The 22,914-nt window shown below is 64.3% G+C and carries 21 protein-coding genes and 1 pseudogene; 10 read left to right on the top strand and 12 right to left on the bottom strand.

What is annotated here, in order from left to right:
- Nucleotides 1–40 precede the first annotated feature (40 nt).
- Both VGL01_RS17220 and ffh read right to left on the bottom strand, forming a co-directional pair.
- Nucleotides 41–592, bottom strand: a complete 552-nt coding sequence (locus VGL01_RS17220) for a hypoxanthine-guanine phosphoribosyltransferase (RefSeq protein WP_331571418.1) — start codon at nt 590–592, stop codon at nt 41–43.
- 84 nt (nt 593–676) lie between these two features.
- A complete protein-coding gene (gene ffh, locus VGL01_RS17215; RefSeq protein ID WP_331571416.1) occupies nt 677–2,044 on the bottom strand; it encodes a signal recognition particle protein in 1,368 nt (455 codons plus the stop codon).
- Nucleotides 2,045–2,118: 74 nt separating this feature from the next.
- Between ffh and VGL01_RS17210 the strand changes: the two genes are divergently transcribed.
- The 7 genes and pseudogenes from VGL01_RS17210 to VGL01_RS26160 all read left to right on the top strand — a co-directional run bounded on the left by VGL01_RS17210 (nt 2,119) and on the right by VGL01_RS26160 (nt 9,936).
- Entirely contained in the window at nt 2,119–3,042 is a 924-nt protein-coding gene (locus VGL01_RS17210; RefSeq protein WP_331571414.1) for a cytochrome C assembly family protein, read from the top strand.
- A gap of 3 nt (nt 3,043–3,045) precedes the next feature.
- Nucleotides 3,046–3,339, top strand: coding sequence for a PP0621 family protein (locus VGL01_RS17205; RefSeq protein WP_331571412.1), 294 nt, complete (start codon nt 3,046–3,048; stop codon nt 3,337–3,339).
- Nucleotides 3,340–3,345: 6 nt separating this feature from the next.
- Nucleotides 3,346–3,933 (top strand): 1,6-anhydro-N-acetylmuramyl-L-alanine amidase AmpD, encoded by a 588-nt coding sequence (gene ampD, locus VGL01_RS17200; RefSeq protein ID WP_331571410.1) that lies wholly within the window; start codon nt 3,346–3,348, stop codon nt 3,931–3,933.
- 481 nt (nt 3,934–4,414) lie between these two features.
- Nucleotides 4,415–7,408, top strand: coding sequence for a ribonucleoside-diphosphate reductase subunit alpha (locus tag VGL01_RS17195; RefSeq protein WP_331571408.1), 2,994 nt, complete (start codon nt 4,415–4,417; stop codon nt 7,406–7,408).
- A 276-nt stretch (nt 7,409–7,684) separates the two neighbouring features.
- Complete coding sequence (locus VGL01_RS17190) at nt 7,685–8,911, top strand: ribonucleotide-diphosphate reductase subunit beta (protein ID WP_331571406.1); 1,227 nt, start codon at nt 7,685–7,687, stop codon at nt 8,909–8,911.
- A gap of 80 nt (nt 8,912–8,991) precedes the next feature.
- Nucleotides 8,992–9,310, top strand: a pseudogene (locus VGL01_RS17185) (hypothetical protein).
- 35 nt (nt 9,311–9,345) lie between these two features.
- Nucleotides 9,346–9,936 (top strand): histone H1-like DNA-binding protein, encoded by a 591-nt coding sequence (locus tag VGL01_RS26160; RefSeq protein ID WP_414720286.1) that lies wholly within the window; start codon nt 9,346–9,348, stop codon nt 9,934–9,936.
- Between the two features lie 161 nt (nt 9,937–10,097).
- Here the strand turns inward: VGL01_RS26160 and VGL01_RS17175 are convergent, their stop codons facing one another.
- From VGL01_RS17175 to VGL01_RS17130, 10 genes are all read right to left on the bottom strand, one after another.
- A complete protein-coding gene (locus VGL01_RS17175) occupies nt 10,098–10,574 on the bottom strand; it encodes a glycine zipper 2TM domain-containing protein (protein WP_331571400.1) in 477 nt (158 codons plus the stop codon).
- A 21-nt stretch (nt 10,575–10,595) separates the two neighbouring features.
- Complete coding sequence (locus VGL01_RS17170) at nt 10,596–11,534, bottom strand: carbohydrate kinase family protein (RefSeq protein WP_331571398.1); 939 nt, start codon at nt 11,532–11,534, stop codon at nt 10,596–10,598.
- A 106-nt stretch (nt 11,535–11,640) separates the two neighbouring features.
- The gene (gene tpx / locus VGL01_RS17165) at nt 11,641–12,141 is read right to left on the bottom strand and encodes a thiol peroxidase (RefSeq protein WP_331571396.1); all 501 of its coding nucleotides are present in this window, start codon (nt 12,139–12,141) and stop codon (nt 11,641–11,643) included.
- 87 nt (nt 12,142–12,228) lie between these two features.
- Nucleotides 12,229–13,491 (bottom strand): DUF3426 domain-containing protein, encoded by a 1,263-nt coding sequence (locus tag VGL01_RS17160; RefSeq protein ID WP_331571394.1) that lies wholly within the window; start codon nt 13,489–13,491, stop codon nt 12,229–12,231.
- A gap of 50 nt (nt 13,492–13,541) precedes the next feature.
- On the bottom strand, nt 13,542–14,462 hold the full coding sequence (gene prmA, locus VGL01_RS17155) for a 50S ribosomal protein L11 methyltransferase (RefSeq protein WP_331571392.1): 921 nt from the start codon (nt 14,460–14,462) through the stop codon (nt 13,542–13,544).
- 32 nt (nt 14,463–14,494) lie between these two features.
- Entirely contained in the window at nt 14,495–15,862 is a 1,368-nt protein-coding gene (gene accC, locus VGL01_RS17150; protein ID WP_331571390.1) for an acetyl-CoA carboxylase biotin carboxylase subunit, read from the bottom strand.
- Nucleotides 15,863–15,986: 124 nt separating this feature from the next.
- Entirely contained in the window at nt 15,987–16,448 is a 462-nt protein-coding gene (accB, locus tag VGL01_RS17145) for an acetyl-CoA carboxylase biotin carboxyl carrier protein (protein ID WP_331571388.1), read from the bottom strand.
- Nucleotides 16,449–16,515: 67 nt separating this feature from the next.
- Complete coding sequence (gene aroQ, locus VGL01_RS17140; RefSeq protein ID WP_331571386.1) at nt 16,516–16,968, bottom strand: type II 3-dehydroquinate dehydratase; 453 nt, start codon at nt 16,966–16,968, stop codon at nt 16,516–16,518.
- A 195-nt stretch (nt 16,969–17,163) separates the two neighbouring features.
- Nucleotides 17,164–17,748, bottom strand: a complete 585-nt coding sequence (locus VGL01_RS17135; protein WP_331571384.1) for a TlpA disulfide reductase family protein — start codon at nt 17,746–17,748, stop codon at nt 17,164–17,166.
- A gap of 21 nt (nt 17,749–17,769) precedes the next feature.
- Entirely contained in the window at nt 17,770–18,432 is a 663-nt protein-coding gene (locus VGL01_RS17130) for a UDP-N-acetylmuramate--alanine ligase (protein WP_331571382.1), read from the bottom strand.
- A gap of 132 nt (nt 18,433–18,564) precedes the next feature.
- On the opposite strand from VGL01_RS17130, the gene mpl reads away from it, so the two are divergent.
- The 3 genes from mpl (at nt 18,565) to VGL01_RS17115 (ending at nt 22,913) form a co-directional block, all read left to right on the top strand.
- Nucleotides 18,565–20,037 (top strand): UDP-N-acetylmuramate:L-alanyl-gamma-D-glutamyl-meso-diaminopimelate ligase, encoded by a 1,473-nt coding sequence (mpl, locus tag VGL01_RS17125; RefSeq protein WP_331571380.1) that lies wholly within the window; start codon nt 18,565–18,567, stop codon nt 20,035–20,037.
- Entirely contained in the window at nt 20,034–20,612 is a 579-nt protein-coding gene (locus VGL01_RS17120) for a YqiA/YcfP family alpha/beta fold hydrolase (protein ID WP_331571378.1), read from the top strand. Before mpl ends, VGL01_RS17120 begins: the two co-directional genes overlap by 4 nt.
- Nucleotides 20,613–20,732: 120 nt before the next feature.
- Nucleotides 20,733–22,913 carry a ribonuclease catalytic domain-containing protein gene (locus VGL01_RS17115; RefSeq protein WP_331571376.1) on the top strand — a complete coding sequence of 727 codons (2,181 nt, stop codon included), beginning with the start codon at nt 20,733–20,735 and terminating at the stop codon, nt 22,911–22,913.
- Nucleotide 22,914: the final 1 nt, after the last annotated feature.

The raw sequence follows: 22,914 nt of genomic DNA, 5'->3' as shown, positions 1-22,914 counted from the left end.
GCTTGGGGCCCGTGTACGCTGGCGGGGAGCGTCGAGCGCGTCAGGCGCCTTCCGTCAGCGCCCGAATGGCCGGCAGATTGCGCCAGTAGCCGCGCGCATCCATGCCGCAGCCGAACACATACCGATCGGGCACTTTGAATCCACAGAAGTCAGGGTAGAGCGGCTTGCTCTTTTGCAGGGTCTTCTCGCAGAGCACCGCGCTCATGAACCGCTTCGCGCCCATCGCGAGGATGCGGTCGCGGATCGCGGCCATCGTTTCGCCTTCGTCGAGGATGTCGTCGAGCACGAGCACGACGCGGTCTTTGACCGATTCGGCCGGCGCGACGCGCCATTGCATCTCGGCACTGCCCTTCGTGGTGTTGCGGTAGCGCGTGAGATGGATGTAATCGAACTCGAGGGGAAAGTCGAGATGAGGCAGCAGCATGCCGGTAAAGACGGCGGCACCGCCCATCACCGACAGCACGAGCGGGAAATCGTCGCTCATCTGGGCCCGCATCTCCTCGGCCATGCGCGCAATCGAGGCGCTCACTTCGTCGGCCGGGACGATTTCTTCGGAGTGGCTGAAGATATGGAAAGCTTCTTCGCGATTCATGGTGGCGTCGAACGAGCGGTGTCTATCGTCTATATATAGTGCGGCATGGCGGCGTATGCCACCTGTTTGCCCATAGCGCTGGCTTCAGCGCATACCCGGCAGCATACCCTTCATGCCGCGCATCATCTTCTGCAGGTTGCCGCCTTTGAGCTTTTTCATCATCGTGCGCATCTGCTCGTATTGATTCAGCATGCGGTTGACCTCCTGCACCTGGACGCCCGCACCCGCGGCGATGCGGCGTTTGCGCGTGGCCTTGATGAGCTCGGGCTTGGCGCGCTCGCGCGGGGTCATCGAGTTGATGATGCCTTCCATCCGGCGCATCTGTTTTTCGGCCTGGCTCATGTCGGCGCCGGCAGCCGCCTGCTGGAACTGGGCCGGCAGCTTGTCCATCAGCGTCGAAAGCCCGCCCATGTTCTTCATCTGCGAGAGCTGCGCGCGAAAATCGTTGAGGTCGAAGTCGCCGCCCTTTTTGACCTTGTCCGCCAACTTCTGGGCGGCTTTCACGTCGACGTTGCGCTGCGCCTCTTCCACGAGCGCAAGAATGTCGCCCATGCCGAGGATCCGGTTCGCCATCCGCTCCGGATAGAAAATCTCGAGCCCGTCCAGCTTTTCGGCCACGCCGACGAACTTGATCGGCTTGCCGGTGATGTGGCGCACCGAAAGCGCGGCGCCGCCGCGTGAGTCGCCGTCCAGCTTCGTGAGCACGACGCCTGTCAGCGGCAGGGCGTCGTTGAACGCCTTCGCCGTGTTGACAGCGTCCTGGCCCAGCATCGCATCGACGACGAAAAGTGTTTCCGCCGGCTTCAGCGCGGCGTGCAGCGCGGAGATTTCCTGCATCATCGCTTCGTCGATGCCGAGACGGCCCGCCGTATCGACGATCAGGACGTCGTGATAGTGGCGCTTCGCCCAGTCGACGGCGGCAACAGCGATGTCGACGGGTTTTTGATCCGGCTGCGAGGGAAAGAATTCGGCGCCGACTTGCTCGGTGACTGTTTTCAACTGCGCGATCGCGGCCGGCCGGTAGACGTCGCACGAGACGGTCAGCACTTTCTTCTTGTACTGCTCGCGCAGCAGCTTGGCGAGCTTGCCGACGGTCGTGGTCTTGCCGGCGCCTTGCAGGCCGGCCATGAGAATGACGGCGGGCGGTGTGACGGCGAGATCGAGCTCGGCGGCCTGCCCGGCGTAATCGCCACCGATGACTGCGGTCAGCTCGCGCTGCACGACACCGACGAGCGCCTGGCCCGGCGACAGACTGCCGACGACGTCTTCGCCGAGCGCCTTTTCTTTCACCTTGGCGACGAAATCGCGCACGACAGGCAGTGCGACGTCGGCTTCGAGCAGGGCCAGGCGTACCTCGCGCAGCATGTCCTGCGTATTGGCTTCGGTGAGGCGGGCTTCTCCGCGCAGCGTCTTGACGACGCGCGCCATCCGTTGAGTGAGAGTGTCGAGCATGGGAGGCGGGAAAACAGAACGTGAACGGTGCGGGCCGGTCGAGCCGGTGCGGCCGCTAGTGTAAACTGCGGAACATGGACATTGTACTGTATGCCCTCACCGCACTCTTGTACGGCGGCCTCGCCGTAACGGGTTGGCGCGCTTACCGCACCGTCGCGGCAGGCGGGCGTGGCGGCGCTCCCGCGATGTTCCCGAACGTCGCGCACGTGGGGGCCAGCTCGCTGCGCGCCGCGGCATCGGGCATGACGCCGACGGAACGGGGCCTGCTTTGCGTAGCGCTCGTGGTGCATGGGGTGCTGCTGCACACGACCATTTTCCCGCGCGACGCGATGGTGTTCGGCTTCGCCTTCGCGCTGTCGGCGATGTTCTGGCTCGGCGCCGGCATTTACTGGATCGAAAGCTTTTTCTTTCCGCTCGACGGTTTGCGCCTGCTGGTGCTGCCGCTGGCCGCCGCTGCGTCCTTGCTGCCGCTCTTTTTCGGCGGCGTGCGCGTACTTCCGTACGCCGCCGCGCCGCTATTCAAATTGCATTTCATCATTGCGAACGTGGCTTATGGCCTCTTCGCGATCGCCGCGCTGCATGCGGTACTGATGCTGTTCGCCGAACGGCGGCTGCACGCCATGCGCGGCTCCATCGAACGGCACGCGGCCGGTGGCTGGCTTGCGAGCTGGCTCGATACCTTGCCTGCGCTGCTGACGCTCGAAAAGCTGCTGTTCAGGCTGATCGCAGCGGGTTTCGTGCTGCTCACGCTGACGCTGTTGTCGGGCATTCTCTTTAGCGAGCAACTCGTCGACCGCGCGCTCACGCTCGACCACAAGACCGTCTTCGCGTTGCTCTCATGGGTGATGTTCGGTGCGCTGTTGACGGCGCGGCGTGTGTCGGGGTGGCGCGGACGTGCTGCGCTGCGGTGGGTGCTGGCGTCATTCGCGGCTTTGCTGCTCGCCTATGTCGGCAGCCGTTTCGTTTTCGAGGTGCTTTTGCATCGCCCGGTGGTGTGACCGATGCGACAACTTCTACTTCTCATTGTCTTCGTGCTGGCGGCTCGCTGGCTCGTCAAACTGCAACGGGCGGGGCAGGCGCGCGGCAATGCGCGCGCCGATGCGGGGCGGGGCGCGTCGTCCTCCGCTCGCAGCGCGCGGCGTCGAAACACGCCGTCCCTCGCGGAGCCCGTGGAACGGTGCGCGGCCTGCGGCGTCCATGCGCCCAGGAGCGAGTCGGTCCTCGTCGGCCAACAGTACTTTTGCTGTGCGGAACATGCGCGTCCCTACACTGCGCGCGCGGCGGGGACACGGTGAACGCGGATGCGCGGTGAGCGTGTCGCCGTCGACACGGACGGTTGGGTCAGCTTGGCGCATATATCGCCGTCGCCTAATTGCGAGGCGCGGCCCGAGGGCGTCGCACCTTCGCTCATCGTCATCCACAACATCAGTCTGCCGCCCGGCGAGTTCGGCGGCAGCGCCATTACCGAACTGTTTCAGAACCGGCTCGACTGCTCGGCGCACCCGTATTTCGACGAACACCTGCGTGGGCTGCGCGTATCCTCGCATTTCCTGATCGCGCGCAGTGGCGCGCTCGAGCAGTTCGTATCCTGCGAGGCGCGCGCGTGGCATGCGGGAGCGTCGGACTTTTTCGGGCGGCCGCGCTGCAACGATTTTTCCATCGGCATCGAGCTGGAGGGCACGGACGATCTCTGCTTCGAGCCGCCGCAGTACGAGACGCTCGCCGAGCTGGTGAGAGCGCTCGCGGCGCGCTATCCCATCGATGCGCTGGCCGGTCACGCCGACATCGCGCCAGGCCGAAAGACGGACCCGGGACCGTATTTCGATTGGGACCGATTGGCTCGCGAGGCCGGTCTCGCCGATCGGTATTTCCCCTACCGGCATCGCTGAGCGCGTGCGGACAAAGCACCTTCCGATGGTGCCGAAACCCGCGCCCCTCTTGCGTTTTGCCCAAGCCCTTGCCCTGTCTCGAATAATCAAAAGTCAAGTGTCGCGCGCCAAATAAACCTTTTTGAGTTGGCCCATCGGTCTACTATACTTGGTGTGGTCGACGCTGAAATTCACAATATGTTGTGTCGGCGCGCCGGCGGTGCTTTCGATCGGGGTAAAGCGCCGCAGCGCTCGAAGCGTTGCAAAAGACGCGGGCGGTGGGTACCGGACATCGTTTCCGGGCCCGCCACCCTTTCGGGGAAAGAGGCGTTCACATGGCTAGAACAATGAAGAAGGCCATCGTCCATTGCGCGTCGTGTCGGCTCTCGGCAGCCGAATTGCGTCTCTTCCATTCCCGCACCTCATCGTTCGCGCTCGGGGTAGCGCGGCGGTTGTTCCAATCCGCGGCATGTCCGCACATCGAAGATCAGGAGCTTTGCACATGCAAACGACCGACAACATGACGAGCCAGCAGGGCGCGGCAACGGGCCGCCCCGTCGGTGGACAGGCAGGCCATCCGCAGCCGCTTGCGCCTCAGGCGACGTTCGCCGATTACAAGGTGATCCGCCGCAATGGCAGCGTCGTGTCGTTCGAGCCGTCCAAAATCGCGATCGCCGTGACGAAAGCCTTCCTCGCCGTCAACGGTGGGCAGGGCGCCGCATCGGCGCGCGTGCGCGAACTCGTCGAGCAACTCACGCAGAGCGTGGTGCGCGCGTTGCTGCGCAGCCGTCCGAACGGCGGCACGTTCCATATCGAGGACATCCAGGACCAGGTCGAACTGGCCCTCATGCGCGGCGGCGAGCACAACGTCGCCCGCGCCTACGTCCTTTATCGCGAAAAGCGCACTCAGGAACGCGCGCAGGAGCACGAAGAGGCCGTGCAATCGTCGGGGCTCAACGTCGTCGACAACGGCATCAGCCGCCCGCTCGACATGAAGGCGCTGACGGGGGTGATCGAGTCGGCCTGCGAGCATCTCGGCGATGCGGTGAGCGCCGAGCCGATCGTGGCCGAGACGGTCAAGAACCTCTATGACGGCGTGCCGATGAGCCAGGTCTACGACTCGGCGATTCTCGCGGCGCGCACGATGATCGAAAAGGACCCGGCCTACAGCCAGGTCACGGCACGCATCCTGCTGCACACGATCCGCCGCGAAATTCTCGGCGAGGAAGTGACGCAACGCGAAATGAGCGAGCGCTACGCCGAATATTTCCCGCAGTTCATCAAGCGCGGCATCGAGGCCGAGCTGCTCGACGAAAAGCTGCAGCAGTTCGATATGAAGCGCCTCGGCGCCGCGCTCGACGCGAGCCGCGACCTGCAGTTCGGCTACCTGGGCTTGCAAACGCTGTACGACCGCTACTTCCTGCACGTCGATGGCACGCGAATCGAAATGCCGCAGGCATTCTTTATGCGCGTGGCAATGGGCCTGGCGCTGAACGAAATCGATCGCGAAGCGCGCGCCATCGAGTTCTACGACGTACTCTCGACGTTCGACTTCATGAGCTCGACGCCGACGCTCTTCAACTCGGGCACGCGCCGCTCGCAGCTTTCGTCGTGCTATCTGACGACGGTTGCGGACGACCTCGACGGCATTTACGAAGCGCTCAAGGAAAACGCGCTGCTCTCGAAGTTCGCGGGCGGCCTCGGCAACGACTGGACGCGCGTGCGCGCGCTCGGCTCGCATATCAAGGGTACCAACGGCAAGTCGCAGGGCGTCGTGCCGTTCCTGAAGGTCGTCAACGATACGGCGGTGGCGGTCAATCAGGGCGGCAAGCGCAAGGGTGCGGTGTGCGCCTACCTGGAGTCGTGGCACCTCGACATCGAGGAATTCCTCGAGCTGCGCAAGAACACCGGCGACGACCGCCGCCGCACGCACGATATGAACACGGCGAACTGGATTCCCGACCTGTTCATGAAGCGGGTCATGGAAGGCGGCGACTGGACGCTCTTTTCGCCGTCCACCTGCCCCGATCTGCACGACAAATTCGGCACCGAGTTCGAGGCGGCTTATACGGCTTACGAAGACAAGGTCGCGCGTGGCGAGATCAAGCTCTTCAAGCGCATCCCGGCGGCGCAACTCTGGCGCAAGATGCTCGGCATGCTGTTCGAGACCGGGCATCCCTGGATTACGTTCAAGGACCCTTGCAATTTGCGCTCGCCGCAGCAGCACGTCGGTGTCGTCCATTCGTCGAACCTGTGCACCGAGATCACGCTGAACACGAGCGACACCGAGATCGCCGTGTGCAATCTCGGCTCGGTGAACCTCGTCGCGCACATGACCCGGCAGCCCGACGGCAGCTATCTGCTCGACCATGACAAGCTCAAGCGCACGGTGAGTGTGGCGATGCGCATGCTCGACAACGTCATCGACATCAATTATTACGCGGTGCCGAAGGCGCGCAATTCGAACCTCAAGCACCGGCCGGTCGGTCTCGGCATCATGGGTTTCCAGGACTGCCTGCACCTGCTGCGTACGCCGTACGCGTCCGACGCCGCGGTCGAGTTTGCCGACCGCTCGATGGAAGCCGTCTGCTACTACGCCTACTACGCGTCGACGGAGCTGGCCGAGGAGCGCGGCCGCTACTCGAGCTACCGCGGCTCGCTCTGGGATCGCGGCATTCTTCCGCAGGATACGTTGAAGCTGCTGGCCGAGGCGCGCGGCGGCTATGTCGAGATCGATTCGAGCGAATCGATGGATTGGACGACGCTGCGCTCGCGCATCGCCACCCATGGCATGCGCAACTCGAACTGCGTGGCGATCGCGCCGACGGCGACGATCTCGAACATCATCGGCGTGTCGGCCTGTATCGAGCCGACTTTCCAGAATCTTTATGTGAAGTCGAATCTGTCGGGTGAATTCACGGTCGTGAACGACTACCTCGTGCGCGATCTGAAGGCTCGCAACCTCTGGGACGAGGTCATGGTCGCCGATCTGAAGTACTTCGACGGCACGCTTTCACGCATCGATCGCGTCCCGGCCGATCTGCGCGCCATCTACGCGACGGCGTTCGAAGTCGATCCGAAGTGGCTCGTCGAGGCGGCCGCGCGCCGGCAGAAGTGGATCGACCAGGCGCAGTCGCTCAATATCTACATGGGCGGCGCGTCGGGCAAGAAGCTCGACGAGGTCTACAAGCTGGCGTGGGTGAGGGGCCTCAAGACTACTTATTACCTGCGAACGATGGCAGCAACGCACGTCGAGAAGTCGACGGTCGCGCATGGCGCGCTCAACGCGGTGCCGTCGAACGACGGTGGCCTCGGCGGCGGTGGCGCGGCGGGCGGCTTCGGTGCGAGCGGCGGTGCCATGGGCGGCGCGACGGGTTCGACCTCGGGCGGTCTCGATGCGGCGGCGGCAGTGGCGGTAGAGCCTCAAGCCGATGGTCCCGTATGCATGATGCGTCCGGGCGACCCGGGCTTCGATGAGTGCGAGGCTTGTCAGTAGCAAGGACAACGGCCGGCATCGACGCGCTGCTCGCTCGGCTTGGCGAGCGGCGCGAATCGAGAGCAGGCATCGACGATGCTGCACATCTGAGAGAGAAGAAATCGAACTGAGCACATGCATCGTCGAGTCATCGAGCGTGCTCGACTGTCCGAGGCATCGATCAAAGTGTTGTATGCAGGTCGCAGCGTGAATCGAAAACAGGAATTTTCATGAGCGAACCCTTTTATCGCTCGTGAAAAGATGGTACAAACCGTTCTAAATTGATGGTGAGAATTTATGCTCAACTGGGATGACGAGACGACTGCCGTAACTCCCTCGAGCGGTTCGCAAGCGAATGCGTTGCGCAACCCCGCAGGGCCGGTTGTCGGAACGCAAGCAGCGTCGCATCGCGCGACGCAGGCTCCGTTGGCGCAAGACATCTTCGCGGGCGATATCGCGGTCGCCCCCTATGTGACGGCCGAAGCCGCGCCGGCTCCTGAGCCCGAAGCGCGCGTGAACGTGGCCGACAAGCGCATCATCAACGGCAAGACAGACGTCAATCAGCTCGTGCCGTTCAAGTACAAGTGGGCTTGGGAGAAGTACCTGGCCGGCTGCGCGAATCATTGGATGCCGCAGGAAATCAACATGTCCCGCGACATCGCCCTGTGGAAGGATCCGAACGGGTTGACCGAGGACGAGCGCCGCGTCGTCAAGCGCAATCTCGGCTTCTTCGTGACGGCGGACTCCCTGGCAGCGAACAACATCGTGCTCGGCACCTACCGGCACATCACGGCACCGGAGTGCCGGCAGTTCCTGCTGCGCCAGGCGTTCGAAGAAGCGATCCACACCCACGCATACCAGTACATCGTCGAATCGCTGGGTCTCGATGAAGGCGAAATCTTCAATGCCTATCACGAGGTTAAGTCGATCCGGGACAAGGACGAATTCCTGATCCCGTTCATCCATACGCTGACCGATCCGGCCTTCAAGACGGGCACCCTCGAAGCGGATCAGCAACTGCTCAAGTCGCTGATCGTCTTTGCCTGTGTGATGGAAGGGCTCTTCTTCTACGTCGGGTTTACGCAAATTCTTGCGCTCGGCCGGCAGAACAAGATGACGGGTGCTGCGGAGCAATATCAGTACATCCTGCGTGACGAGTCGATGCACTGCAACTTCGGTATCGACCTCATCAACCAGATCAAGCTCGAGAACCCGCACTTGTGGACCCCGGCATTTCGCGAGGAGATCCGCGCGGTGTTCCGGCATGCGGTCGATCTCGAGTATCGCTACGCGGAAGACACGATGCCGCGCGGCGTGCTGGGACTGAACGCCTCGATGTTCAAGAGTTACTTGCGCTTCATCTGCAATCGGCGGTGCCAGCAGATCGGCCTCGATCCGCTGTTCCCGAATGAGGAAAACCCGTTCCCGTGGATGAGCGAGATGATCGACCTGAAGAAGGAGCGCAACTTCTTCGAGACGCGTGTCATCGAATATCAAACTGGCGGAGCGCTTTCCTGGGAATGACAGGAAACGCTCGCGAAACGATTGGCTGGGGTGGCCGCGGCGCGAACCGCGGCGGATATGGTTAGGAGCAAGAACGCCTGATGCAGAGCGTGCCCGGCGGCAGGTCCGCCCACAAACATGATAGGCACTTTGCGAACCCTTCAGTGGGACGGGCGAACTACCCCTCGAAAAAGCTGGCGGCCGCGCGGCCGTCAGCTCGACTCAAGCGATTGCCGGCAGGCGCGAGCGCGGTGCGCTGCGTTGCCGACTTGATTGGGCGTGCTGTGCCGTCGGGCACGGCACGCCTTGCCGTATTCATTAGCGTAAGCGCGCTGCATTCGCGTACGCCGATGAATAGCCCGCTTCGCAGCGCGCGCCCTGACCGGCGCGCAGCGGGAAGCGGGTTTTGATGAGGTGTAGTTCAAATTGACTCTCGAAACCTGAAGGAGAAAACAATGGCAACTGCCAAGAAGAAACCCGCTGCAAAGAAAGCTGCTCCGGCGAAGAAGACCGCTGCGAAGAAGGCGGCTCCGGCCAAGAAGGTTGCAGTGAAGAAGGTCGCGGCGAAGAAGACGGTAGCGAAGAAGGCTGCTCCGGCGAAGAAGGCCGCTGCGAAGAAGGCAGCTCCGGCCAAGAAGGTTGCAGCGAAGAAAGTCGCGGCGAAGAAGACCGTAGCGAAGAAGGCAGCTCCGGCGAAGAAGGCCGCTGCGAAGAAGGCCGCTCCGGCGAAGAAGGTCGCTGCAAAGAAGACCGCGGCGAAGAAGGCTGCGCCTGCGAAGAAGGCTGCCGCCAAGAAAACCGCTGCGAAGAAGGCCGCGCCTGCGAAGAAGGCCGCTGCGAAGAAGACCGCCGCCAAGAAGGCTGCCCCTGCGAAGAAGGCCGCTGCGAAGAAGGCTGCCCCTGCGAAGAAGGCTGCCGCGAAGAAGGCTGCGCCTGCTACGCCTGCTGCCCCTGCGGCGCCCGCTGCCTCGCCGGCCGCGCCGGGCGTCAAGACGGCACTGAACCCGGCTGCGGCTTGGCCGTTCCCGACGGGCTCGCGTCCGTAAGCGTCGTTGCAGGAAAGCGCGGCCGCGGCGGGGTTGTCGCGGCCATGCAGTTAAAAACCCGTCACCAGCTACCGGTGACGGGTTTTTTTATGCAGCGTCCGAGCATCGCATCCGCCCGTCGCACTCTGCGACAGCCCAGGTGCGCCGCCGACGCGCGCGGCTCAGTGGGTGACGCGCGTTACGCCGCCGCTCGAAAGCAGCCGCACGCGATCTCCCGCTTGGAAGATTTCGCCGGTCGCGCTTTGCGTGATGGCGCGCAAGTCGCCGTTGTCGAGCCGGACGGTGATCTCTACCCCGGAACGCTTGGCGACGCCATTCTCGACGGCATTGCCCGCGACCGCGCCGACGAGACCGCCGGCAATGGCTGCGAGAATCGACCCCTTTCCGCCGCCGATCGTGCTGCCCGCGACCGCGCCGGCAGCACCGCCACCGAGTGCGCCGATTCCGGTCGGCTGGCCGTTGTTGGAGCTGATCGTCACGCCCCTGACGCTTTCGACGGTACCCATGCGCACGGTTTGCTCGCGCTGCGCCTGGCCGGCGGTGTAGACGTCGGCCGAGCTGCTGTTATAGGCGCACCCCGTCATCGCCAGTGCGCTGACGAGCACCGTGGCGAATGCCACACGAGCCGATGTTTTCATTTTGTTTTGCTCCTCGAAGTATTACGGCAGGCGGTAACCGAACGCCTGCTCGAACCGCTCACTGATCTCATCGCGCGATGGCGCGTAGGTTTGCGGGCCCGAATGTTCAATTTTGAGCGAGCCCATGAGACTTGCCAAGCGACCCGTCGTGGCCCAATCGAAGCCACGTTCGATGCCGTATAGCAAGCCGCCGCGAAACGCATCCCCGCAGCCGGTCGGATCGACGACGCGTGCCGCCGCGACGACCGGAACGGTTTCACGGATTCCGGAATGATGGATGTGCGCGCCGTTTTCACCGTAGGTCACGATGAGCGCGTCAACGCGGCTGGCAATGTCGTCGAGCGTCCAGCCCGTCTTGTTGCAGACCAGCTTCGCTTCGTAGTCATTGACTGCGACGTATGTCGCGAGTTCAATGGCGCGCCGCAGTGCCTCGCCCGTGAAGAGCGGCAGGCCCTGACCTGGATCGAAGATGAACGGGATGCCGGCGGCCGCCAGTTTCTCCGTGTGCTGGACCATCCCCTCGAAGCCATCCGGTGCGACGATCGCAAGGCGGACGCCGGGCGCTTCGTCGGCGCGATTCAGGTGCGACTGCATCATCGCGCCCGGATGAAACGCGGTGATCTGGTTGTTGTCCAGGTCCGTCGTAATCATCGCCTGCGCACAGTAGGCGTCCGGCACGATACGGACATGATCCGTTGCAAGGCCGAGGCTCGCGAAGCGATCGAGATACGGTTGCGCATCCATTGCGCCGAGCGTCGCCATGATGCGCGCGTCACCGCCCAGAAGGTTCAGCGCATAGGCGATGTTGCCCGCGCAGCCGCCGAATTCCCGGCGCATCGTGGGCACGAGAAAGCTGACGTTCAGGATATGGACCTGCTCGGGGAGGATGTGGTCGCGAAATCTCCCCTGGAAAGTCATGATGTTGTCGTAGGCGAGCGAGCCGCAGATCAGCGTAGCCAAGGCAGAAGTTCCTCGTTGGGTCGAAAGATGGGTCTGTCGGCAGTGCACCATGACAAAGCGCCGCGCTTTTACTGCGCGGCGCTGCGTCCATCAATGCACGGGCCTGTTACTTCAAAGCACCGAGGGCCGCGTCGTAGTTCGGCTCGTTCTTGATTTCCTCGACCAACTGCGCGTGCACGACTTTGTCGTTCTCGTCGATGACGACGACCGCGCGCGCCGTCAATCCGGCAAGCGGCCCGCTCTTGATATCGACCCCGTACGCCTGTGCGAACGCCGGCGTGCGGAACGTCGATGCGGTGACGACGTTCTCGATGCCTTCGGTCGTGCAAAAGCGCGTTGCGGCGAACGGCAGATCGCCCGACACGACGATCACGGCGGTATTGGCGAGCTTCGCCGCGGCTTCGTTGAACTTGCGCGTGGAGGTCGCGCAGGTGGGCGTGTCGAGGCTCGGGACGATGTTCAGCACTTTGCGCTTGCCGGCGAAATCGGCCAGCGTGACCGGCTTCAGATCCTTGCCGACCAGCGAGAATTCGGGCGCCTTTTGGCCCACCGACGGAAACGTGCCGCCGACTTCGATGGCGTTGCCGCCCAGCGTAACTTGACTCATGTTGTGCTCCGGAAATTCGACTCGGGTTATCGCGGTTGCGACTAAAGGGCCGACCGGCCTCGCGCCGGCTGGCCCGCGGTTGTCCTACTACGGGTAGAAAATCTGCACGCGGAAGTTCGTGGCGATGGCGTTGCCGCTATCGAGCCGCACGATCATCGTTTGCGAGGTGCGCGGCGGCAAGCCGTTCGCGAGCGTCGTGCCGGGTGGCAGATAGTCTTGTGGCCATAATACGCGCCGGATCGCGACCTCGTTCTTCGCGTCGAAGAGCGTCAGCTCGATGGCCGGATACGCGAGCGCGACGCTGTAACGGTTGCGCAAAGGCACGCGCAATTCGAGTTTGTGCGGGCCGTCGATCTGGCGCAAGTCCGAGGCCTCGACTTGCAGGCCATCGATGTCGCGCGGTGGCGAAATCAGGCAACCGAACTGCGCGCATACCCGGACGAACAGCGGCTGCGATCCGGGCCAATAGACCATCACGGTTTCGCGTTGCCACCAGGCAAGCTGCGCGACGAGCAGCACCGCGAGTGTGAGAGACAGCAACGTACCGAGGACGCCGCGCAAAAAGTGCCGCGGGGCATTCGCGCGCCTCTCCCGTGTCACGGCGAAATGCGGGCCCCCATCGGCTGGTGTTGCGCTCGGTATCCCGAAGCCCTCGGCAACGGACGCGGTGTGCGACGGGCCGGGCTCGGCATGCGGCGGAATGCGAAAGCGCGGTTCCGGATCGGCCTCCCATCGCGGGACAGCCGGCTCATGGGGTGCGAATCGCGGCTCGTCATCGGGCGGGGGGCTGGGCGATTCGGGCTCGGCGCGATGCGGCGGTTCCCGATGGGGCTCGTCGTGCGGGGCTTCGTTGCGCAGCGGTTCATGCTGCGGCTCGGCAACGGATTCGGACAGAGGCGAGAGCGTCGGTTCACGATGCTCGCCCAACGGCACCTCATGCGGCACGGAATTCATCCGATGGCCAAGATCCGGCGTTTCGTGCGTTTCGTGAACAGCGAGCGGTGCGGTGGGGACTTCGATCGTCGTTTCGGCCGGCGTCTCGGCCGATGGAATCTCTGGCGCCACAGCGGCCGCTTCGAAGCCGGCCTCGGGTTCGGTCGCGTGCGCGGGCGCTGCCTGGGCGGGAGCCGGCGTCTCAGCCGGTGGCTCCTGCGGTTGCCGTTCGGGCGAGGCCTCAGCGGGCGCGTGCTCGCTGGTTTCCGAGCCGGCCGCGGGACCGAGCAGGTTTTGCGATGCGTCGAATACTTCCTGGCAATGCCCGCAACGCACGCGTCCGTGGGAGCGGGCGAGCTGTGCGTCCTGTACGCGGAAGACCGTTTCGCAGTGGGGACAGCGGGTGGCAAGAACCATAATGGAGCTTGGCCGGCCGCAAGGACCGGTGCGTGGATCGATACGCTATTCTAAAGGCTTTCCCGGCGTACCCCCGATACGTCGCGGGTTCCGGTCAGACAAACCCAGCCGTCGAGTTCGCGCCAGACGCCGAGTTCGAGCCACGGCGCATACGCGGCGGCAACTTCATCGGCTTGTCGCGCCAGCACGCCCGAAAGCGCGAGCCGGCCACCCGGTTTGACCTTCGACGCAAGCATGGACGCCATCAGCTTGAGCGGGTTGGAGAGAATATTCGCGACGACGATATCGAATGCTTGGGCAGGGCAGGCATCGGGCAACGCGAACGTGACATCGGCCCGATTGCGCGCGCTGTTGTCCCGCGCCGATTCGACGGCTTGCGGGTCGATATCGATGCCGAAGACCGGATCCGCGCCACATTTTTTGGCGAGGATCGCGAGAATACCCGAGCCGCAGCCGTAGTCGAGCAGGGACTGGCCGAGCGTCACCGATTGCTCGATCCATTCCATGCAAAGCCGTGTCGTGGGGTGGCTGCCCGTGCCGAACGCCAGGCCGGGGTCGAGTTCGAGTATGAGCGCGTTCGGATCGGGCGCCGCGTGCCACGACGGCACGACCCAGATGCGCTCGCCGATGGCGATCGGTTCGAATTGCGACTGTGTGAGCCGTACCCAATCCTGGTCCTCGACTTCACGGACATCGAAATGCGGCACGGTAGCCAGCGCGAGCACATTCGCCGCGGCTGTGGCCAGCACGGCGGGATCGTGTTCGGGTGCAAGCAGCGCGACCACGCGTGAGCGCTGCCACGCGGTGCGCTGCGGGGTGAGGCCCGGTTCGCCGAAAAGCGGCTGCTCGTCGGGCGTATCGGCATCGGCGTCTTCGACCGACACCGATAGCGCGCCGAGATCGATCAGCGCGTCGGAGTATCCCTCCGCTTGTGCGCGATCGAGCTCGACGATCAGTTCCCGGTAGGCCATCTCAGTATCATTCCCGATGAGGGCGTCGCCGCTCACGCTTCTTCCGGCGCAGCCTGCTGCTTTTCCGCGAGGCGGTGTTCGAGATAATGGATGCTCGTGCCGCCTTCGACGAAGCCGCGGTCGAACATCAGTTCGCGATGCAGCGGAATGTTCGTCTGAATGCCCTCGACGACCATCTCCGACAGCGCGATGCGCATGCGGCGAATGGCCTGCTCACGGGTCGCGCCGTAGGCGATCAGCTTGCCGATCATCGAATCATAGTTCGGCGGAACGAAATAGCCATTGTAGGCGTGCGAATCGACGCGAATGCCCGGCCCGCCGGGCACGTGCCACGAGGTGATGCGGCCCGGCGACGGTGTGAACTTGAACGGGTCTTCCGCATTGATCCGGCATTCGATCGCATGGCCGCGAAAAACGATATCGCGCTGGCGGAACGTGAGCTTCTCGCCCGCGGCGACGCGAATCTGTTCCTGAACGATGTCGATTCCGGTGATGAGTTCCGTGACCGGATGCTCGACCTGAACGCGCGTATTCATTTCGATGAAGTAGAACTCGCCGTTCTCATAGAGGAACTCGAACGTGCCGGCGCCCAGATAGCCCATCTTTTTGCAGGCGTCCGCGCAGCGATCGCCGATCCGATCGATGAGGCGGCGCGCGATGTTCGGCGCCGGCGCTTCTTCGATCACTTTTTGATGGCGGCGTTGCATGGAGCAGTCGCGCTCGCCGAGCCAGACGGCGTTCCTGAACGAATCGGCGAGCACCTGGATTTCGATGTGACGCGGATTCTCGAGAAACTTCTCCATGTAGACCTGCGGGTTGCCGAACGCGCGGCCGGCTTCCTCGCGGGTCGTATTTACGGCGTTCACCAGCGCGGCTTCGGTATGCACGACGCGCATGCCGCGCCCGCCGCCGCCGCCCGCGGCCTTGATGATGACGGGATAGCCGACCGCGCGCCCGATCTTGACGATCTCTTTCGGGTCGTCGGGCAGTGCGCCTTCCGATCCGGGCACGCAGGGCACCCCCGTTTTGATCATCGTTTGTTTGGCGATGACCTTGTCGCCCATCATGCGGATGGTTTCGGGGCGCGGGCCGATGAATGTGAAGCCCGATTGCTCGACGCGCTCGGCGAAATCCGCGTTCTCCGACAGGAATCCGTACCCCGGGTGGATGGCTTCGGCGTCGGTCACCTCGGCCGCGCTGATGAGCGCCGGCATATTCAGATAGCTCTGGGGCGACGGTGCGGGGCCGATGCAGACGGCCTCGTCGGCGAGCTTCACGTACTTCGCTTCCCTGTCCGCCTCGGAGTAGGCGACAACCGTCTTGATGCCCAGTTCGCGGCACGCGCGCTGGATGCGCAGAGCGATTTCGCCGCGATTGGCAATGAGAATTTTTTCAAACATGGCGATGGTTGGACTCTTCAATGGGCGCCGTGCGCGCCTCATGGGGAATGCGGCGGCCGGAGGGGCGAGCGTGGCGCACGACGTCAGCCGGCGGGGCGTGCGGCTCGCGCGTGGCTTGCCGGTTTCAGCCGATCACGAAGAGCGGTTGGCCGTATTCGACGGCCTGCCCGTTTTCGGCCAGGACTTCCTTGACGACGCCGTCCTTGTCGCTTTCTATCTCGTTCATGAGCTTCATCGCTTCGATGATGCAAAGGGTCTGGCCTTCCTTGACGGTATCGCCGATCTTGACGAACTCGGCAGCGCCCGGCGAAGGCGCGCGATAGAACGTGCCCACCATCGGCGACGTGACGACGTGGCCTTGCGGTTGGGCGGCGACCGGCGCCGGAGCGGCGGCGGCATCGAGGGGGGCGGCGCTGGCTGCGGGCGCCGCCGCCATCTGCGGGCTGTAGGAGGTGGAGGGTTGAACGTAAACCGGCGGCGCATTCTTGACGATGCGGACTTTGCCCTCGCCTTCGGTCACTTCGAGCTCGGAGATGCCCGATTCGGAGACGAGGTCGATCAAAGTTTTCAGCTTACGTAGATCCATAGGGAATCCCCTTGTTTGTTGCATGAGGCGCCGGCCCGCAGCCCGCGCCGATTGGTGTTGTTGAGAGTCAGCTGCGCTGGCCGCCGGCGAGCCGGTCGAGCGCAAACTCGAGCGCGTACAGATATCCCTTCCACCCGAAGCCGCAGACGACGCCCTCGGCCACATCGGAGAAATAGGAGTGATGTCTGAACGGCTCGCGCCGGTGCACGTTCGAGAGGTGAATCTCGACGAATGGAATATCGACGCCCTTGAGCGCATCGCGGATCGCGACGCTCGTATGGGTGTAGGCGGCCGGATTGATGATCACGAATTCGACGCCCTCCGCGCGGGCAGCATGGATGCGATCGACGATCTGCCCTTCGTGATTGCTCTGGAAGGTGGCGAGCTCGACCCCGGCAAGCTTGGCCCGTTCGACGAGCGCGTCGTCGATCTGCTGCAGCGTCACGTTGCCGTACACGCCCGGCTCTCGCATGCCGAGCAGGTTCAAGTTGGGGCCGTGCAGTACCAGCAGTCGTGTCATGGTGGCTTGTCTTTCCGCGGAATTGCGCGAACTTTAGCGCTGTTTAGCGAAACTTGTCCAGCAACAACGGTTGTGGTGGCGGAAACGGCAGGGCTGCCGAGTGGGCCGGGCGCCGCCGGTTTTCGCTAAATTCCGGCAACGCGCCCGCCGATGGCCCGAACTTCCGTTAAGTTGCGCGCAAAGTAAGGGGCCGTATTATAGTGCATCGAGCGCGCGGCGCAGCTCGGCGGGTGTGACTTCCCCTAATTTTGTCGAACGTACGGCGCCGTTCGCGTCAATTACGACCGTAAAGGGGAGGCCGCCGGCAGTATTGCCGAAGCGTCGCGCGATGTCGGCGCCGCCGAATCCGCTGACGTAGACCGGGTAGTCCACCGGGATCTTCTGCAAGAACGTCTGGATGTTCTTCTGCGAATCCACGCCGATGCCGACGAACGTCACGCCCTTGCCGGCATATTGGCGCGCGAGGCCTGACAGCGCCGGCATTTCTCGGACGCAAGGCGCGCACCATGACGCCCAGAAGTTGACCACGAGCACCTTCCCCTTGAACGGCGCCAGCTTCTCTGGTGTGCCGTCGGGCGCCGTCAGCGCGCTGGCGAAGAGTTGCGATACGGCATCGGATTGCACCTCGCCCGGCGCGGCCCCGTCTTGCGCGGCGAGCGCCTGAGGTGCCGATGCCTCGGGCTTGGTGGGCGTACCGCCGCGTAATGCGTGGGACGCCATGAGGCCGATGGCGGCAAGCGCGATCAGTGCGAGCGCTGCGCCGGCAAGTCGATTCTTCATCGTCTTCAATCTCAAATTCGGTCAATCGCCGGAGCGCCCCGGCGGTGCGGCCCGGTCCCGGTCTGCGCCATCGAGTAGGGCCCGGACGGCCTCCGCGTTGGCGCGCGGCGCCCGACCGCGCGCGTCGGCACGGACGGCGCCGCGCAGATCGTCGGTGTCGTAAAGCGCAATGTGCATTCCGACCGGCGGTTCGTGGGCCGTAGCGCGTGCGAGAAAGCTCAGCGTCTCCACGCTGCCGCGACCTCCGAAATGGCGCGTCTCCGAAACGTCATACTGGACGTTCGCATTGAGCAGGTGAATGGCGACTTCTTTTGGATTGTCGCAAAACACCTGCAAATGGATATCCGAGTGTTCGCCCGCCGTGCCGTTCAACACCGCGCCGGTCAGATAAGGATTGAATGCCGCGAGCCGCTCCATCCAATCGAGCGCGACTTCGCGCAGATGGCGCAGCACTGCAGGCTGACTCTCGGACTGGAAGATGGACTGGTACTCGCGGATTTCCTCTTCGATCTGATCGTTGTCGGGCAACCATTCGCCCGCCACACGCGTTTGTCCGAGCACCTGCCGCGCCGCTTTGCGCTTCGCGCTGGCGTAGTCGAGCCCTTCCTCCGCGATCAGCCGCGCCGCGGCGATCGCAATCTCTTCCCGCACCCGCTGCGGGTCTGCATGAAATCGGCGAACCATCAGGCAATCATACCCGATCGGCGCGCGACGGCCGTCCGGCGCGCTGCCGCACGAGAGGCGTCGGGTACAATAACGGCCTTTTCCGAGATGCGCTCGAGCGAGCCGCGGCGCCCGAGCAGGGTCGCCGCGCCGATGCCCGGCGGCTGCTCCTCCTTTTTTTGCGACATCACCCGCGCTCGGCGGCACCTTATCGTTATGCACATCCATATTCTCGGCATCTGCGGCACGTTCATGGGCGGTCTCGCGGTACTCGCGCGCGCCGCGGGCCATACGGTCACGGGATGCGACGCCGGCGTCTATCCGCCGATGAGCACCCAGCTCCAGGCGCAGGGCATCGAACTCGTCGAAGGGTATGGCGCCGAGCAGCTCGATCTCGCCCCCGATCTTTTCGTCATCGGCAATGTCGTGACGCGCGGCAACCCGCTCATGGAAGCGATTCTCGATCGCGGCCTGCCCTATGTGTCCGGGCCGCAGTGGCTCGGCGAGCATGTATTGGCCGGCAAGTGGGTGTTGGCCGTGGCCGGCACGCACGGCAAGACCACGACGAGTTCCATGCTCGCCTGGCTGCTCGAGGATGCGGGGTTGAATCCTGGCTTTCTCATTGGCGGCGTGCCACTCAATTTCGGCGTCTCCGCGCGACTGACCGATTCGAGTTTCTTTGTGATCGAGGCGGACGAGTACGACACGGCTTTCTTCGACAAGCGCTCGAAGTTCGTCCACTACCGCCCGCGCACGGCCGTGCTCAACAACCTCGAATACGATCACGCGGATATCTTTCCCGATCTCGCCGCTATCGAGACGCAATTCCACCACCTGGTGCGTACTGTGCCTAGCGTCGGACGTCTCATCGTCAATGGCCGGGACGCCGCGCTCGAGCGCGTGCTGGCCCGCGGCGTATGGAGCGAGGTCGAGCGCTTCGGCGTCGAGGGCGGATGGGTCGCGCGGCCGGCGGCCGAGGGCATCGAGGTCGACGAGAGTTTCGCCGTTTATCGGCAGGGCGAGCGCGAAGGCGTCGTGCAGTGGCAGGTGCAAGGCGAACATAATCGCTTGAATGCGCTGGCGGCCATCGCGGCGGCGCGGCATGTCGGTGTGCCGGCCGCTCAGGCTGCGCGCTCGCTGTCGGCGTTTCGCAACGTCAAAAGGCGAATGGAGGTGCGCGGCAGTGTCGATGGCGTGACGGTCTACGACGACTTTGCGCACCACCCCACCGCGATCGAGACGACGATCGCGGGCTTGCGCACCCGCATCGGCGAGCAGCATGCGCGCATCCTGGCGGTGCTCGAGCCGCGCTCGAACACGATGAAGCTTGGCGTCATGAAGGCGCAGTTGCCGATCAGTCTCGCCGATGCGGATCAGGTGTTCGGCTACGGCGCACCAAGCGGGCGCGATGCGTTGGGCTGGGATCTCGCCGCCGCGCTCGCGCCGCTCGGCGCCAAGGCCCAGGCCTTCGACGATCTCGATGCGCTCGTCGCCGCGGTCAGCGCAGCGGCGCGGCCGGGCGATCATATCCTCGTCATGAGCAACGGCGGATTCGGCGGTGTGCACCAAAAGCTGCTCGACGCGCTCGGACGTCGCGCGAATGGGCGCGAGCGGAGCGCCACGTGATTCTTTATCTGCACGGCTTTCGTTCTTCGCCGAATTCGTTCAAGGCGCGTCTTTTGGCGGCCCGCCTGGCGGAGCTGGGCCGTGCCGACGAGTGGCGCTGTCCGATGTTGCCCGTATCGCCGCTCGACGCGGTCGCGCTCGTCGAAAAGACGCTCGCGGGCGCCCAGGACGTCACGCTGATCGGCAGTTCGCTGGGCGGCTACTATGCGACCTACCTTGCCGAACAGCACGGCTGGCGCGCGGTATTGCTGAACCCGGCCGTGTTGCCGCAGCGCGATCTCTCGTCGTACCTCGGCGAGCAGCCGCTTTGGCATGGCGGCGGCAGTATCGTCGTCACGCCGCGCCATCTCGAGGAGCTCGGAATGATCGGGGTGGCGTCCGTGACGCGGCCGGAACGCTATTATCTGATCGCCGCCACAGGCGACGAGGTGCTCGACTATCGAGACATGCTCGCGCACTATCCGGGCGCCCGAACGAAGCTGATCGAAGGCGGCGATCATGCGATCAGCGGTTTTGCGGATCATGCGGACGACGTGCTCGCCTTTTGCGGGGTCGAGCCGGCTCGCAGCGCTTGAGGCGAGTTCGAGAAGAGCGCCAGGCGCGCCGCGCTATCCGATGAATTGACACCGCAGCGGGCGCGCGATTTGCGTAACGCCTGCACGCTGCCGAAAACAAGTCTCCAGCGAGAATATCGAGTGAACGTTTTTTTTGAGGAATCGGGCGGATTGAAGGCGGGCAGCGTGCTGTCGCGACAAGGCGATGCGCTGCAAGTCGAACTGCCGGGCGGCCGGCGCACGAAAGTGCGCGCCAAGGATGTGCTGATCGAGTTCGGCGAGCCCGCGGCCGGCGAGTTGTTGCAAAAGGCGGATACAGCGGCGCAGCAGATCGATCTCGATTTCCTGTGGGAATGCGCTCCGCCGGACGAATTTCCTTTCGCGGCGCTCGCCGACGAATATTTCGGCGCGTCGGCCGGGCCTGTCGAGCGCGCCGCGCTGGTCTTGCGCCTGCAGGGCGCGCCCGTGTATTTCCGCCGCAAGGGGCGCGGGCTTTATCTGCGCGCGCCCGAGGAACAGCTCAAGATGGCGCTCGCCGCGCTCGAGCGCAAACGTCAGCAGGCGCTCGTCCAAGCCGGCTACGAGGAAGAGCTCAAGGCGGGACGCCTGCCCGCGGCATTCAATGGCAAGGCGCTCGCGCTGCTGACGAAACCCGATAAGAATTCGATCGAATACAAGGCGCTCGAAGCGGCCGCCGCGGCGCGCGGAGTGTCCCAGGCGCGGCTCATGCTCGAGTGCGGCGGCGTCGCATCGGCGCGCGCGCTGCACGAAGCGCGGTTTCTGTCCGAATATTTTCCGCATGGAACGGGCTTTCCGAGCGTCGTGCCCGGGCCGGTGCCCGACGATCTGCCGACGGCTCAGGTCGAGGCGTTCTCGATCGACGACATCACGACGACGGAGATCGACGACGCGTTTTCCGTCGAGATGCTTGCCGACGGGCGCGTGCGCGTGGGCATCCATATCGCGGCGCCCGCACTTGGCATCACGCGCGGCGATGCGGTGGACGCCATCGCGCGCGCGCGCCTGTCGACCGTCTACATGCCCGGCGACAAGATCACGATGCTGCCCGATGAGGTCGTCGACGTTTTCACGCTCAAGGAGGGCGGCCTGCGTCCGGCCTTGTCCCTTTACGTCATCGTCGATCGCGCGACGCAGGATGTCGTCGCGACGGAAACGCGCGCCGAACGCGTCTTCGTGAAAAGCAATCTCCGGCACAACACGCTCGATGCGCAGGTGACGGAAGAGGCGCTCGCCAAAGGCGAAGGCGACTATCCGCACAAAGAGGAGATCGCGATTCTCTGGCCGCTTGCGCAGGCGCTCTTCGAAAAACGCCAGGCTGCGCGCGCGGGCTATGGGCTCCGACGCGAAGTGTTCGGCAACACCGACTACAACTTCTATGTCGACGGCGAACATGTGACGATCACGCCCCGCCGGCGCGGCTCGCCGCTCGATCTCATCGTCGCCGAGCTGGCGATCCTCGCGAACTCGAGCTGGGGCGCGTTTTTGCACGATCACGGCGTGCCCGGCATCTATCGTACGCAGCGCACGTTCGCCGCCGCGGGGCCGAAACGCACGCGCATGCAGACGAGCGCCGCGCCCCACGAGGGGCTCGGCGTCGCGCAATACGCATGGAGCACGTCGCCGTTGCGCCGCTATGTGGATCTCGTCAACCAATGGCAATTGCTGGCCTGCGTGCAGCACGGCGTGACGGCCAAACTCGTCGCACCGTTCAAGCCGAAGGACGCCGATCTTTTTGCAATCGTGCAGGGTTTCGACGATACCTATTCCGCCTATGCCGACCACCAGCGGCGCATGGAGTACTTCTGGTGTCTGCGCTGGATCACGCAGGAGGGCAAGCGTGAAGTCGTCGCCGTGGTCGTGAAGGGCGATCTGGTGCGTCTGGAGGAAGTGCCGCTGCTGTTACACGTGCCCGGTCTCGGTGTACATGCGCGCGGTACGCGCGTGGTGCTCGAAGTGATGTCGGTCGACGAGTTGACGGTCGAAGCATCGGTGCGTCCGACTCGTGTGCTCGACGCGCCTGGGTTGGCAGCGGGCGCAGGCGACGAGCTCGAGGCGGCCGAGGACGAGCAGCTCGACGACGTCGTCGATCCGGCGGATGCATCGGACGCCTCCGCCGAGAGCGAAGAAGAGGCGCGAGCCGAAGGCGGTGAGGGCGACGCAGGCGAAGCGGGCGCACAGAGCGAGCAGCGAGGCGAGCCGGACGCTGACGGTGACGGTGAGCCCGGAGCGGATGGCGCGCGCGTTTCGGGCGCGGGGCAGTCGATGGGCCCGTCGAGCCGTGCGACCCACCTGACCGAGTGAG

It is taken from the genome of Trinickia sp. (assembly GCF_036503415.1).
Lineage (GTDB): Bacteria > Pseudomonadota > Gammaproteobacteria > Burkholderiales > Burkholderiaceae > Trinickia.
The sequence above is the reverse complement of the archived record's forward strand: the minus strand, read 5'-3'. Positions and strand labels throughout refer to the sequence as shown.